The sequence below is a fragment of the Synechococcus sp. UW179A genome (assembly GCF_900473965.1).
Classification (GTDB): Bacteria; Cyanobacteriota; Cyanobacteriia; order PCC-6307; family Cyanobiaceae; genus Synechococcus_C.
The window spans coordinates 1-16,315 of sequence record NZ_UCNJ01000024.1; the positions used below are offsets into that span (position 1 = coordinate 1).

A 16,315-nucleotide genomic window follows, 5' to 3' on the forward strand; every position below is an offset into this window, starting at 1 on the left:
CATCGTTTGCGTAGGCACCAATGGCAACGATGCTGCCATCGCTGGAGAGAGAAACTCTGCGGCCGCTGTAATCGTTGGCAGCTTCTCCATCGATATCGCTACCGCGTTGATTCCAGCTGGAGCCGTCCCATTTGTAGATGCGCGTATGGCCCGAGTTGTAGCCATTGCCATCGTTATAGTAGGCACCAATGGCGACGGTGCTGCCATCGCTGGAGAGAGAAACGCTGCGGCCGCTGTAATCGTAGGCAGCTTCTCCATCGATATCGCTACCGCGTTGATTCCAGCTGGAGCCGTCCCATTTGTAGATGCGCGTATGGCCCGAGTTGTAGCCATTGCCATCGTTATTGAAGGCACCAATGGCGACGGTGCTGCCATCGCTGGAGAGAGAAACGCTGAAGCCGCTGTAATCGCCGGCAGCTTCTCCATCGATATCACTACCGCGTTGATTCCAAGAGGAGGAGGCTGAATCCCACTGGTAGATGCGCGTATGGCCCGAATTTGAGCCATTGCCATCGTTTGCGTAGGCACCAATGGCAACGATGCTGCCATCGCTGGAGAGAGAAACGCTGCGGCCGCTGTAATCGTTGGCAGCTTCTCCATCGATGTCGGGGCCGAGTTGGGTGAACGACACCGATCCGGCGAGTGAGGTGTCGGTGATGGTGACCGCCTCGTTGCCAAGACCTGAGATGCCCGAGGAGTCGTAGGCGGTCTTGAGGTCAGCGGCCGTGCCTGAGAGTGTGTTGACGGAACTGGCGTTCACGCTGCCGGATGTGTTGCCGTCGAGGGTGTTGAGAACCGAGACCGCGAGGCTGGTGTCGGTGATGGTGACGGCCTCATCGCCGAGGTTGCTGATGCCGGAGGAGGCGTAGGCAGTGTTCAGGTCTGCAGCTGTACCTGTGAGCGTGTTGATGGAATTGGCATTGACGGTGCCAGAGGTGTTGCCATCGAGAGTGTTGAGAACGGAAGCGGTGAGAGAGGTGTCAGTGAGGGTGACGGCCTCGTTGTTCAGTCCAGAGATGCCGCTTGATGTGTAGGCGGTGTTGAGGTCCGCGGCAGTGCCGGCAAGTGTGTTGATGGAGTTGGCATTGATGGTGCCCGATGTTCGTCCGTCGAGGGTGTTGAGAACGGAGGCTGTAAGCGAGGTATCGGTGAGGGTGATGGCCTCGTTGTTCAGTCCAGAGATGCCGGCTGAGGTGTAGGAGATGTTCAGGTCAGAGGCAGTACCGGAGAGTGTGTTGATGGAGGAGGCATTGATGGTGCCTGATGTACGTCCATCGAGCGTGTTGAGAACCGATGCAGCGAGTGAGGTGTCGGAGAGAGTGACGGCCTCATTGCCGAGGTTGCTGATACCACCGGCCGCATTCGAGGCATAGGCGGTGTTGATGTCAGTGGCCGTACCGGTGAGGGTGTTGATGGAGCTGGCATCAATGGTGCCGGATGTGTTGCCATCGAGTGTGTTGAGGACCGATGCGGCTAGAGAGGTGTCTGTGAGCGTGACGGGCTCATTGCCAAGGCCGGAAACACCGCTGGAGGCGTAGGCGGTGTTGAGATCTGATGCACTGCCCGTTAAAGAGGCAACGCCTGATGCATTGATTACCCTGCTGTTGGCCGCATCAATTGCGTTTAAAAGATCTGCCTGGATATTGGCGAACGTAAAGATGATTTCTTCGTCGCCTAGACCGCTGAAACCTCCAGATGTGTAAGCAGTTGCGATATCACTAATTGCACCAACGATTTGGGTGATATTTCCGCAGTCAATATTGACGGTTGTTTTGCTGTTTAAGGTATTTAATTCATCCGCATTGACGCGTGTATCGGTAATGGTGACGGCGTAGGCGTTGCTGGTTTCGGTGAGACCGGCGAGTGTGGCCATGTCTCCTTCGGAGATGGTGGCTGTGACGACACCGGATGTGTCGGCGGCGAGGCTGTTGGCCTGGGACGTGGAAGCGCTGCCGCTGTTGACATTGACCGCCTCATTGCCAAGGCCTGAGATGCCGGAGCCGTTGGCGGCGTAGGTGCTGATCAGATCAGCAGCAGTGCCAGAGAGCGTGTTGATGGAATTGGCATTGATGCTGCCTGTGGTGCGACCGTCGAGGGCATTGAGAACGGAGACGGCGAGTGAGCTGTCGGTGAGGGTGACGGCCTCATTACCGAGATTGCTGATGCCGCCTGATGTGTAGGCCGTGTTCAGGTCAGCTGCGCTGCCTGTGAGTGTGTTGATGGAGTTGGCATTGATGGCGCCTGAGGTGTTGCCGTCGAGGTCATTGAGAACGGAAACAGCGAGGCTGGTATCGGAGAGGGTGGCAGCTTCATTGCCGAGGCCGGAGATGGAGCCGTTGCCGTTGCCGGTGTAGGCGGTATTGAGGTCAGCGGCTGCACCGGTGAGGGTGGTGATGTTGCTGGCATTGATGGCAACAGTTGTTTTGCCGTCGAGTGTGTTGAGAGCCGCTGCCGCAACGCTGTTGTCGGTGATGGTGATGGTGTAGGCGTTACCGGTTTCGGTGAGCCCGGCGAGTGTGTCCATGTCGCCATCGGAGATGGTGGCGGTGACCACACCAGACGTGGCGGCGGCGAGGTCGTTGGCCTGGGAGGTGGATGCGGAGCCGCTGTTGACGTTGACGGCAGTAGCGCCAAGGTTGTTGATGCCACCTGATGCGAAGGCGGTGATGAGGTCTGTTGCTGCACCGGTGAGGGTGTTGATCGAGTTGGCATTGATGGTGCCTGAGGTGCGACCGTCGAGGGCATTGAGAACGGAGACGGCGAGGGTCGTGTCGGTGAGGGTGACGGCTTCGTTGGCCAGGCCTGAGATGCCACCGGAGTCGTAAGCGTTGATCAGAGCAGAGGCTGTACCGGTGAGTGTGTTGATGGAGGAGGCATTGATGGTGCCTGATGTGTTGCCGTCGAGGTCGTTGAGAACGGAGACAGCGAGGCTGGTGTCGGAAAGAGTGACGGCCTCGTTGTTGAGACCAGAGATGGAGCCGTTGGCGTTGGCGGTGTAAGCGGTGTTGAGGTCAGCGGCTGCACCGGTGAGTGTGGTGATGTTGCTGGCGTTGATGGCAACGGAGGTTTTGCCATCGAGAGTGTTGAGAGCAGCAGCGGCAACGTTGTTGTCGGTGACGGTGATGGTGTAGGCGTTACCGGTTTCAGTCAGTCCGGCGAGTGTGGCCATGTCGCCATCGGAGATGGTGGCGGTGACGACAGCGGATGTATCGGCAGCGAGGGCATTGGCCTGTGAGGTGGAAGCGGTGCCGCTGTTGACATTGACGGCTTCATTGCCCAGGCCGTTGATGCCACCAGAGTCGTAAGCGCTGATCAGATCAGCGGCGCTGCCTGAGAGTGTGTTGATGGAGCTGGCATTGATGGCACCTGAGGTGCGTCCGTCGAGGTCGTTGAGAACGGAGACAGCGAGAGTCGTGTCGTTGAGCGTGACGGCCTCATTGTTCAGTCCAGAGATGCCGGCTGAGGTGTAGGCGGTGTTGAGGTCTGCGGCGCTGCCGGTGAGCGTGTTGACGGAGCCGGCATTGATGGTGCCTGAGGTGCGTCCATCGAGGTCGTTGAGAACGGAGACGGCGAGGGTCGTGTCGGAGAGAGTGACGGCCTCGTTGCTCAGTCCAGAGATGCCGCTTGCTGTGTAGGCGGTGTTGAGGTCAGCGGCCGTGCCTGTGAGTGTGTTGATGGAACCAGCATTGATGGTGCCGGAGGTGTTGCCATCGAGGATGTTGAGGACGGAGACGGCGAGTGAGCTGTCGGTGAGAGTGACGGCCTCGTTGTTCAGTCCAGAGATGCCGGAGCCATTGGCGGCGTAGGCGGTGTTGAGGTCTGCAGCTGTACCGGTGAGGGTGGTGATATTGCCGGCATTGATGGTGCCGGAGGTATTGCTATTGAGGTCGTTGAGGACGGAGACGGCGAGAGATGTGTCCGAGAGGGTGGCAGCTTCATTGCCGAGCCCTGTGATGGAGCCGTTGCCGTTGGCGGTGTAGGCGGTGTTGAGATCAGCTGCAGCACCGGTGAGTGTGTTGATGTTGCTGGCATTGATGGCAACGGAGGTTTTGCCGTCGAGGGTGTTGAGAGCTGATGCAGCAACACTGTTGTCGGTGATGGTGATGGTGTAGGCGTTGCTGGTTTCGGTGAGCCCGGCGAGTGTGGCCATGTCGCCATCAGAGATGGTGGCGGTGACGACAGCGGATGTGGCAGCAGCGAGGTTGTTGGCCTGGGAGGTGGAAGCGCTGCCGCTGCTGACATTGACCGTTTCATTGCCAAGGCCAGAGATGCCGGAGCCATTGGCGGCGTAGGCGGTGATCAGGTCAGCAGCTGTACCTGAGAGGGAATTGATGGAGCCGGCATTGATGGTGCCGGATGTATTGCTATTGAGATCGTTGAGAACGGAGACGGCGAGGGATGAGTCCGAGAGGGTGGCTGCTTCATTGCCGAGACCAGAGATGGATCCGTTGCCGTTGGCGGTGTAGGCGGTGTTGAGGTCTGCTGCTGCACCGGTGAGTGTGGTGATGTTGCTGGCATTGATGGCAACGGAGGTTTTGCCATCGAGCGTGTTGAGAGCTGATGCAGCAACGGATGTATCTGTGATGGTGATGGTGTAGGCGTTACCGGTTTCGGTGATGCCGGCGAGTGTGGCCATGTCACCATCGGAGATGGTGGCGGTGACGACAGCGGACGTGGCGGCAGCGAGGGCATTGGCCTGTGAGGTGGAAGCGCTGCCGCTGTTGACATTGACGGCTTCATTGCCAAGACCGTTGATGGAGCCGTTGCTGTTGGCGGTGTAGGCGCTGATCAGATCAGCAGCGCTGCCTGAGAGTGTGGTGATGGCATTGGCATTGATGGCAACGGAGGTTTTGCCGTCGAGGGCGTTGAGAGCAGCAGCAGCAACACTGTTGTCGGTGATGGTGATGGAGTAGGCGTTGCCGGTTTCGCTGAGCCCGGCGAGTGTGGCCATGTCGCCATCGGAGATGGTGGCGGTGACGACAGCGGATGTATCGGCAGCGAGGGCATTGGCCTGTGAGGTGGAAGCGGTGCCGCTGTTGACATTGACGGCTTCATTGCCCAGGCCGTTGATGCCACCAGAGTCGTAAGCGCTGATCAGATCAGCGGCGCTGCCTGAGAGTGTGTTGATGGAGCTGGCATTGATGGCACCTGAGGTGCGTCCGTCGAGGTCGTTGAGAACGGAGACGGCGAGGGTCGTATCGGAGAGAGTGATGGCCTCATTGTTCAGTCCAGAGATGCCGGCTGAGGTGTAAGCGGTGTTGAGGTCAGCTGCTGCGCCGGTGAGCGTGTTGATGGAGGAGGCATTGATGGTGCCGGAGGTGCGTCCATCGAGGATGTTGAGAACGGAGACGGCGAGCGAGCTGTCGGAGAGGGTGACGGCCTCATTGCCGAGATTGCTGATGCCGCCTGATGTGTAGGCGGTGTTGAGATCAGCGGCGCTGCCGGTGAGCGTGTTGATGGTGTTGGCGTTGACTGTGCCTGATGTGTTGCCGTCGAGGTCGTTGAGAACGGAAACAGCGAGGGTTGTGTCCGAGAGGGTGGCTGCTTCATTGCCGAGCCCAGAGATGGAGCCGTTGCCATTGGCGGTGTAGGCGGTGTTGAGATCTGCTGCTGCACCGGTGAGTGTGGTGATGTTGCTGGAGTTGATGGCAACGGAGGTTTTGCCATCGAGTGTGTTGAGAGCAGCAGCGGCAACGCTGTTGTCGGTGACGGTGATGGTGTAGGCGTTACCGGTTTCGGTGATGCCGGCGAGAGTGGCCATGTCGCCGTCGGAGATGGTGGCGGTGACCACGCCGGATGTGGCGGCAGCGAGGGCATTGGCCTGGGACGTGGAAGCGGTGCCGCTGTTGACATTGACGGCTTCATTGCCGAGGCCAGAGATGGAGCCGTTGCTGTTGGCTGTGAAGGTGGTGATCAGATCAGCAGCGTTGCCTGAAAGTGTGGTGATGTTGCTGGCGTTGATGGCAACGGAGGTTTTGCCATCGAGAGTGTTGAGAGCAGCAGCGGCAACGTTGTTGTCGGTGACGGTGATGGTGTAGGCGTTACCGGTTTCAGTCAGTCCGGCGAGTGTGGCCATGTCGCCATCGGAGATGGTGGCGGTGACGACAGCGGATGTATCGGCAGCGAGGGCATTGGCCTGTGAGGTGGAAGCGGTGCCGCTGTTGACATTGACGGCTTCATTGCCCAGGCCGTTGATGCCACCAGAGTCGTAAGCGCTGATCAGATCAGCAGCGCTGCCTGAGAGTGTGGTGATGTTGCTGGCGTTGATGGCAACGGAGGTTTTGCCGTCGAGGGCATTGAGAGCAGCGGCCGCAACGCTGTTATCGGTGATGGTGATGGAGTAGGCGTTACCGGTTTCGGTGAGACCGGCGAGAGTGGCCATGTCGCCATCGGAGATGGTGGTGGTGACGACAGCGGATGTGTCGGCAGCGAGGGCATTGGCCTGTGAGGTGGAAGCGGTGCCGCTGTTGACGTTGACGGCTTCATTGCCAAGGCCTGAGATGCCACCGGAGTCGTAAGCGTTGATCAGAGCAGAGGCTGTACCGGTGAGTGTGTTGATGGAGGAGGCATTGATGGTGCCTGATGTGTTGCCGTCGAGGTCGTTGAGAACGGAGACAGCGAGGCTGGTGTCGGAAAGAGTGACGGCCTCGTTGTTGAGACCAGAGATGGAGCCGTTGGCGTTGGCGGTGTAAGCGGTGTTGAGGTCAGCGGCTGCACCGCTGAGGGTGGTGATGTTGCTGGCGTTGATGGTGCCTGAGGTGTTGCCGTCGAGGTCGTTGAGAACGGAGACGGCGAGGGCCGTGTCGGAGAGAGTGACGGCCTCATTGCCGAGATTGCTGATGCCGCCTGATGTGTAAGCGGTGTTCAGATCAGCCGCTGTACCGGTGAGCGTGTTGATGGTGCCCGCATCGATGCTGCCTGAGGTGCGTCCGTCAAGGATGTTGAGAACGGAAACAGCGAGGGAGGTATCAGAGAGGGTGGCAGCTTCGTTGCCGAGACCAGAGATGGAGCCGTTGCCGTTGGCGGTGTAAGCGGTGTTGAGGTCAGCGGCTGCACCTGTGAGGGTGGTGATGTTGCTGGCATTGATGGAAACAGTTGTTTTGCCGTTGAGTGTGTTGAGAGCTGATGCAGCAACGGATGTATCCGTGATGGTGATGGTGTAGGCGTTACCGGTTTCACTGAGACCGGCGAGTGTGGCCATGTCGCCATCGGAGATGGTGGCGGTGACAACTGCCGATGTGGCAGCCGAGAGCGTGTTGGCTTGCGCTGTGGTGACGGTCCCACTGCTGACGGAGATGGCCTCGTCGTTCAGGCCAGAGATGCCGCTTGATGCGTAAGCGGTGATCAGATCAGCGGCGTTGCCTGAGAGTGTGTTGATCGATCCGGCATTGATGGTGCCTGAGGTGTGTCCGTCGAGCGCGTTGAGAATGGATGCTGCGAGGGATGTATCCGTGAGTGTGATGGCCTCGTCGCTGAGCCCAGAAATTCCGGCTGAGGTGTAGGCCGTGTTGAGGTCAGCGGCTGCACCGCTGAGGGTGTCGATGGAGCTGGCATTGATGGTGCCGGAGGTGTTGCTGTCGAGCGTGTTGAGGACTGAGGCTGAGAGCGACGTGTCGGAGAGGGTGACGGCTTCGTTATTGAGACCGGAGATGCCACTGGATGCGTAGGCGGTGTTCAGATCAGCGGCTGCACCGGTGAGGGTGGTGATGTTGCTGGCGTTGATGGTGGTGTCTGTTTTCCCGTCCAGGGTGTTGAGAGCAGCAGCAGCAACGGATGTGTCGGTGATGGTGATGCTTAAGTTGTGTCCGCTCTCACTGATTCCTGCCAATGTGGCCATATCTCCGTTGGAGATTGTGGCCGTCAGGCTTCGGCTGCCATGCGAAATTAATCCTGAAAGAGTATTGGCTTCTGCAACAGTGATTGACCCGCTTGCTGTGAAGCTGCAATTGCTGCCTAAGCCAGAAATCGTTCCGGCAGTTTCGGCCGCATACGTTGAAATAATGCTTGCATAAGTTCCGGTGAGCCTCGTTATTCGTGCTGCATTGATCGTGACAGTCGTCAACGCATCAATACTTAAAAGATCAGTGGTGGCAACGGTTCTATCACGTATGAAAATTGAGTAAGCATTGCCTGTGCCGTTAAGTGTCAGGGCGTTGGAAACAAGCAGAGCGCTGGTTCCATTTGAGTCTGTCACTGTTGCAGTAACGACTCCCGACGTGTGGCCATTCAGGGTGTTTGCTTCTGAAGCGCGAATCCGGTTGTTAACAGTGATCGCTTCATTGCCCAGGCCTGTGATTGCGCCACTGCCTGCTGCTGTGTACGCAGTGTTGAGTGAGTCGTAGTCATCACTTGTCAGCGTATTGATGCTGCTGGCATCGATGGCGCCGGAGGTGTTGCCGTCGAGGTCGTTGAGAACGGAAACAGCGAGGGTTGTGTCAGAGAGGGTGGCAGCTTCGTTGCCGAGCCCGGTGATGGATCCGTTGCCGTTGGCGGTGTAGGCGGTGTTGAGGTCAGCTGCTGCACCGGTGAGGGTGGTGATGTTGCTGGCATTGATGGCAACAGTTGTTTTGCCATCGAGGGTGTTGAGAGGTGATGCCGCAACGGATGTGTCCGTGATGGTGATGGAGTAGGCGTTACCGGTTTCGGTGAGTCCGGCGAGAGTGGCCATGTCGCCATCGGAGATGGTGGCGGTGACCACGCCGGATGTGGCGGCAGCGAGGGCATTGGCCTGGGACGTGGAAGCACTGCCGCTGTTGACATTGACCGCTTCATTGCCGAGACCGGAGATGGAGCCGTTGCTGTTGGCTGTGAAGGTGGTGATCAGATCAGCAGCAGTGCCGGTGAGCGTGTTGATCGATCCGGCGTTGATGGCGCCGGATGTGTTGCCATCGAGGTCGTTGAGGACCGATGCGTTGAGGGTCGAGTCGGAGAGGGTGATGGCCTCGTTGGCCAGGCCTGAGATGCCTGAGGAGGCGTAAGCGGTATTGAGATCTGCGGCTGTGCCTGTGAGGGTGTTGATGGAGCTGGCATTGATGGCGCCGGTTGTATTGCTATCGAGCGTGTTGAGAACGGAGACAGCGAGGGATGTGTCAGAGAGGGTGGCTGCTTCATTGCCCAGCCCCGTGATGGAGCCGTTGCCGTTGGCGGTGTAGGCGGTGTTGAGGTCAGCGGCTGCACCGGTGAGCGTGGTGATGTGGCTGGCATTGATGGCAACAGTGGTTTTGCTGTCGAGTGTGTTGAGAGCAGCGGCAGCAACACTGTTGTCGGTGATGGTGATGGTGTAGGCGTTGCCGGTTTCGGTGAGCCCGGCGAGTGTGCTCATGTCGCCATCGGAGAGGGTGGCGGTGACGACAGCGGACGTGTCGGCGGCGAGGGCATTGGCCTGTGAGGTGGAAGCGGTGCCGCTGTTGACGTTGACGGCTTCATTGCCAAGGCCACTGATGCCGCCAGAGTCGTAAGCAGTGATCAGATCAGCGGCGCTGCCTGAGAGTGTGTTGATGGAATTGGCATTGATGGTGCCTGAGGTGTTGCCGTCAAGGTCGTTGAGAACGGAAACGGCGAGGGTTGTGTCCGAGAGGGTGGCTGCTTCATTGCCGAGCCCGTTGATGGAGCCGTTGCCATTGGCGGTGTAAGCGGTGTTGAGGTCAGCTGCTGCGCCGGTGAGGGTGGTGATGTTGCTGGCATTGATGGCAACGGAGGTTTTGCCGTCGAGGGCGTTGAGAGCAGCAGCAGCAACACTGTTGTCGGTGATGGTGATGGAGTAGGCGTTGCCGGTTTCGCTGAGCCCGGCGAGTGTGGCCATGTCGCCATCGGAGATGGTGGCGGTGACGACAGCGGATGTATCGGCAGCGAGGGCATTGGCCTGTGAGGTGGAAGCGGTGCCGCTGTTGACATTGACGGCTTCATTGCCCAGGCCGTTGATGCCACCAGAGTCGTAAGCGCTGATCAGATCAGCGGCGCTGCCTGAGAGTGTGTTGATGGAGCTGGCATTGATGGCACCTGAGGTGCGTCCGTCGAGGGCGTTGAGAACGGAGGCGTTGAGAGAGGTGTCGTTGAGGGTGACGGCCTCGTTGCCGAGATTGCTGATACCGCTTGATGTGTAAGCGGTGTTGAGATCAGCAGCTGCACCGGTGAGTGTGGTGATGTTGCTGGCATTGATGGCAACAGTGGTTTTGCCGTCCAGGGTGTTGAGCGCCGATACCGCGACCGATGCGTCGCTGATGGTGATCGAGTAAGCGTTGCCGGTTTCTGTGAGCCCAGCCAGGGTTGCGAGATCGCCATCGGAGAGGGTGGCGGTGACAACGCCGGAGGTGGCAGCAGCGAGGTTGTTCGCCTGTGATGTGGAGACAGCTTCGGAGATGGAGACAGCTTCATTGCCAAGACCAGAGATGGAACCGTTGCTGTTAGCCGTGAAGGCGGTGTTCAGATCGGCATAGCTGCCTGCGAGGGCATTGATGGAGGAGGCATTGATGGTTCCTGAGGTGTGGCCATCAAGGATGTTGAGAACGGAGACGGCGAGGGTCGTGTCGTTGAGAGTGACGGCCTCATTGTTCAGACCAGAGATGCCGGCTGAGGTGTAAGCGGTGTTCAGATCAGCGGCTGCGCCGGTGAGCGTGTTGATGGAGGAGGCATTGATGGTGCCTGAGGTGTGGCCATCAAGGATGTTGATGACGGAGACAGCGAGGCTGGTGTCGGAGAGGGTGATGGCCTCGTCGCCGAGATTGTTGATGCCGGAGGAGCCGTAGGCGGTATTGAGATCAGCGGCTGCACCCGTAAGCGTGTTGATAGAGGAGGCATTGATGGCACCGGAGGTGTGTCCGTCTAAGGAGTTGAGAACGGAAACAGCGAGGCTGGTGTCGGAGAGAGTGATGGCCTCATTGCCGAGATTGTTGATGCCGGAGGAGCCGTAGGCCGTGTTCAGATCTGCCGCTGCACCGCTGAGTGTGTTGATGGAGGAGGCATTGATGGTGCCTGAGGTGTGGCCATCAAGGATGTTGAGGACGGAGACGGCGAGTGATGTATCGGCGAGGGTGATGGCCTCGTTGCCGAGATTGTTGATGCCAGAGGAGCCGTAGGCGGTATTGAGATCAGCGGCTGTACCAGTGAGTGTGTTGATGGAGGAGGCATTGATGGTTCCTGAGGTGTGGCCATCAAGGATGTTGAGGACGGAGACGGCGAGGCTGGTGTCGTTGAGAGTGACGGCCTCATTGCCGAGATTGTTGATGCCGGAGGAGCCATAGGCGGTATTGAGATCAACCGCTGCGCCGGTGAGCGTGTTGATGGAGGAGGCATTGATGGCACCGGAGGTGTGTCCGTCGAGCGTGTTGAGAACGGAGGCGGCGAGGCTGGTATCGGAGAGGGTGATGGCCTCGTCGCCGAGATTGCTGATGCCGCCAGAGGCGTAAGCGGTATTGAAATCAGCGGCTGCACCCGTAAGCGTGTTGATAGAGGAGGCATTGATGGCACCGGAGGTGCGTCCATCGAGGGCGTTAAGAACCGAGACGGCGAGGCTGGTATCGGAGAGGGTGACGGCCTCATTGCCGAGATTGCTGATGCCGCCTGAGGTGTAGGCGGTGTTCAGATCAGCGGCTGCACCGGTGAGTGTGTTGATGGAGGAGGCATTGATAGTGCCTGAGGTATGGCCATCGAGGATGTTGAGGACGGAGACGGCGAGGGAGGTATCGGCGAGGGTGGCCGCTTCATTGCCGAGATTGTTGATGCCGCCAGATGTGTATGCGGTATTGAGATCAGCCGCTGCGCCGGTGAGCGTGTTGATGGAGGAGGCGTTGATGGCACCGGAGGTGTGTCCGTCGAGTGAGTTGAGAACGGAAACAGCGAGGCTGGTATCAGAAAGGGTGATGGCCTCATTGCCGAGATTGTTGATGCCGCCAGATGTGTATGCGGTGTTCAGATCAGCCGCTGCGCCGGTGAGCGTGTTGATGGAGGAGGCGTTGATGGCACCGGAGGTGTGTCCATCAAGGGCATTCAGAACGGACACGGCGAGGGACGTGTCGGAGAGGGTTATGGCCTCGTCGCCGAGATTGTTGATGCCGCCTGATGTGTAAGCGGTGTTCAGATCAGCGGCTGCACCGGTGAACGTGGTGATGTTGCTGGCATTGATGGCAACAGTGGTTTTGCCATCGAGCGTGTTGAGAGCTGATGCAGCAACGGATGTGTCCGTGATGGTGATGGTGTAGGCGTTACCGGTTTCGCTCAGACCGGCGAGGGTGGCCATGTCGCCATCGGAGAGGGTGGCGGTGACCACGCCTGATGTATCGGCAGCGAGGGCATTGGCCTGGGAGGTAGACGCGCTGCCGCTGTTGACGTTGACCGCTTCATTGCCAAGGCCGTTGATGCCGCCTGATGCGTAGGCCGTGATCAGATCAGCAGCAGTGCCGGTGATCGTGTTGATGGAGTTGGCATTGATGCTGCCGGAGGTGTTGCCATCGAGGGTATTGAGGACCGAGGCAGCGAGGGATGAGTCAGTGAGCGTGATCGCTTCGTTGTTCAGACCTGAGAGCCCCGATGAGGCGTAGGCGGTGTTGAGGTCAGCGGCTGCGCCTGAGAGTGTGGTGATGTTGTTGGCATTGATGGCAACGGAGGTTTTGCCGTCCAGTGTGTTGAGAGCAGCTGCAGCAACGCTGTTATCGGTGATGGTGATGGTGTAGGCATTACCGGTTTCACTGAGACCGGCGAGTGTGGCCATGTCGCCATCGGAGACGGTTGCGGTGACGACACCGGAGGTGGCAGCAGCCAGGGTGTTGGCTTGAGAGGTGGTGACAGCTCCGGAGACGGAGATGGCTTCATTGCCAAGACCAGAGATGGAACCGTTGCTGTTAGCTGTGAAGGCAGTGTTGAGATCGGCGTAGCTGCCTGAGAGCGTCGTGACATTGCTGGCATTGATGGCAACGGAGGTTTTGCCATCGAGGCTGTTGAGAGCAGATGCCGCTACCGAGGCATCGCTGACTGTGATGGTGTAGGCGTTGCCGGTTTCGGTGATGCCGGCGAGGGTGGCCATGTCGCCATCGGAGAGGGTGGCGGTAACCACACCGGAGGTGGAAGCAGCGAGGTTGTTGGCCTGGGCGGTGGAAGTGGTGCCGCTGTTGACGTTGATGGCTTCATTGCCAAGACCAGAGATGGAACCGTTGCTGTTAGCTGTGAAGGCGGTGTTGAGATCGGCGTAGCTGCCTGAGAGCGTGGTGATGTTGCTGGCATTGATGGCAACGGAGGTTTTGCCATCGAGTGTGTTGAGAGCAGCTGCAGCGACGCTGTTATCGGTGATGGTGATGGCGTAAGCGTTACCGGTTTCCGTGAGACTGGCAAGAGTGGCCATGTCGCCATCGGAGATGTTGGCGGTGACCACACCGGATGTGTCGGCCGCAAGGCTGTTGGCCTGGGCGGTGGAAGCGCTGCCGCTGTTGACGTTGACCGTTTCATTGCCCAGGCCGGTGATGCCACCTGAGTCGTAAGCGGTGATCAGATCAGCTGCGCTGCCTGAGAGGGAATTGATGGAGCTGGCATTGATGGCACCCGAGGTGCGTCCGTCGAGGATGTTGAGAACGGAAACGGCGAGGGATGTATCGGAGAGGGTGACGGCTTCATTTCCGAGATTGCTTATGCCGCCTGATGTGTAGGCGGTGTTGAGGTCAGCAGCGCTACCGGTGAGCGTGTTGATGGAGGAGGCATTGATGGCACCTGATGTGCGTCCATCGAGTGTGTTGAGAACGGAGACGGCGATGCTGGTGTCGGAGAGAGTGACGGCTTCATTGCCAAGATTGCTGATGCCGCCTGATGTGTAGGCGGTGTTCAGATCTGCGGCGCTACCGGTGAGTGTGTTGATGGAGGAGGCATTGATAGTGCCTGAGGTATGGCCATCGAGGATGTTGAGAACGGAAGCAGCGAGGCTGGTGTCGGAGAGGGTGACGGCCTCGTTGCCGAGATTGCTGATGCCACTTGATGCGTATGCGCTGTTGAGGTCTGCTGCAGCACCTGTCAACGTGGTGATGTTGCTGGCATTGATGGCAACGGAGGTTTTGCCATCGAGTGTGTTGAGAGCAGCGGCAGCAACGCCGTTGTCGGTGATGGTGATGGTGTAGGCGTTGCCGGTTTCGCTGAGACCGGCAAGGGTGGCCATGTCGCCATCGGAGATGGTGGCGGTGACTACGCCGGATGTGTCAGCAGCGAGGGCATTAGCCTGGGATGTTGAAGCGCTGCCGCTGTTGACGTTGACCGCTTCATTGCCAAGGCCAGTGATACCACCAGAGTCGTAGGCGGTGATCAGGTTTGCTGCGTTGCCAGTGAGTGTGTTGATGTTGCTGGCATCGATGGCGCCTGATGTATTGCCATCAAGGGTGTTGAGGACGGCGACGGCGAGGCTGGTGTCGGAGAGGGTGGCAGCTTCATTGCCGAGGCCGGTGATGCTGGAGCCATTGGCGGTGTAGGCGGTGTTGAGGTCTGCGGCTGCACCTGTGAGTGTGTTGATGTTGCTGGCATTGATGGCAACGGAGGTTTTGCCGTCGAGTGTGTTGAGAGCAGCTGCGGCAACACTGTTGTCGGTGATGGTGATGGTGTAGGCGTTGCCGGTTTCGCTGAGCCCGGCGAGAGTGGCCATGTCGCCATCGGCGAGGGTGGCGGTGACCACACCGGATGTAGCGGCAGCGAGGTTGTTGGCCTGGGCGGTGGAAGCGGTACCACTGTTGACGTTGACGGCTTCATTGCCAAGACCTGTGATTTCTCCTGATGCGTAGGCGGTGATCAGGTTTGCGGCGTTGCCTGAAAGCGTGTTGATGGAGCTGGCATTGATGCTGCCGGAGGTGTGGCCATCGAGGGTGTTGAGGACGGATGCGGCAAGGGTGGTGTCGGAAAGGCTGATGGCCTCGTTGGCCAGACCTGAGATCCCAGCTGAGGCGTAAGCGGTGTTGAGATCTGCTGCAGCACCAGAGAGGGTGTTGATGGAGTTGGCATTGATGGTGCCGGAGGTGTGGCCATCGAGGGTGTTGAGGACGGAGACGGCGAGGCTGGTGTCGGAGAGGGTGATGGCCTCATTGTTGAGGCCAGAGATGGAGCCGTTGCCGTTGGCGGTGTAAGCGGTGTTGAGGTCAGCTGCTGCACCGGTGAGGGTGGTGATGTTGCTGGCGTTGATGGCGACAGTGGTTTTGCCGTCGAGCGTGTTGAGAGCAGTTGCCGCAACGCTGTTGTCGGTGATGGTGATGGTGTAGGCGTTACCGGTTTCGCTGAGACCGGCGAGTGTTGCTATGTCGCCATCGGAGAGGGTGGCGGTGACCACGCCGGATGTATCGGCGGCGAGGGCATTGGCTTGGGACGTGGAAGCGGTGCCGCTGTTGACGTTGATGGCTTCATTGCCCAGGCCACTGATGCCACCAGAGTCGTAGGCGGTGATCAGATCAGCGGCGCTGCCTGAGACTGTGGTGATGTTGCTGGCATTAATGGCAACGGAGGTTTTGCCATCGAGGGTGTTGAGAGCAGCTGCGGCAACACTGTTGTCGGTGATAGTGATGGAGTAGGCGTTACCGGTTTCAGTCAGTCCAGCAAGGGTGGCCATGTCTCCATCAGAGATGGTGGCGGTGACCACACCGGATGTGTCGGCGGCGAGGACATTGGCCTGTGAGGTGGAAGCGGTGCCGCTGTTGACATTGACGGCTTCATTGCCAAGTCCGGTGATGCCACCAGAGTCGTAAGCAGTGATCAGATCAGCAGCGCTGCCGGTGAGCGTGTTGATGGAATTAGCATTGATGGTGCCTGAGGTGCGACCGTCGAGGGCGTTGAGAACGGAAGCAGCGAGCGAGGTATCCGTGAGGGTGACGGCCTCATTGCCAAGATTGCTGATGCCGCCTGATGTGTAAGCGGTATTGAGGTCAGCACCAGTGCCTGAGAGCGTCGTGATGGAGTTGGCATTGATGGCGCCAGAGGTGCGTCCATCCAGTGTGTTGAGAACAGAGACGGCAAGGCTGGTGTCAGAGATGATGACGGCCTCGTTGCCGAGATTGCTGATGCCTCCTGATGCATAGGCGGTAATCAGGTCGGCGCTGCTACCGGTGAGCGTGTTGATGGAGGAGGCATTGATGGTGCCGGAGGTTTTGCCGTCCAGAGTGTTGAGAGAAACAACGGCCAGGGATGTGTCTTCAAGGGTGTGTGCTTCATCGCCAAGCCCTGTCAGATTGGGCAAGTTGTACAGGTAATTGATGTCTGCAAAACTGCCTTGAATCGTGCTGACAAAAGCTGCATCAAGGCTTCCGCCATTGAGGTTCCAGGTATTGATTAGATTGTTTGCGGTAACTAAAGACATGGCATCTAT

At 58.7% G+C, this 16,315-nt stretch carries 1 protein-coding gene; it reads right to left on the bottom strand.

The genetic code is table 11. The features are described 5' to 3' along the window. Nucleotides 1-16,306, bottom strand: a 16,306-nt coding sequence (locus DXY31_RS10825) for a hypothetical protein (protein WP_137024969.1), incomplete at its 3' end; no start/stop codon positions are given. Nucleotides 16,307-16,315 lie beyond the last annotated feature (9 nt).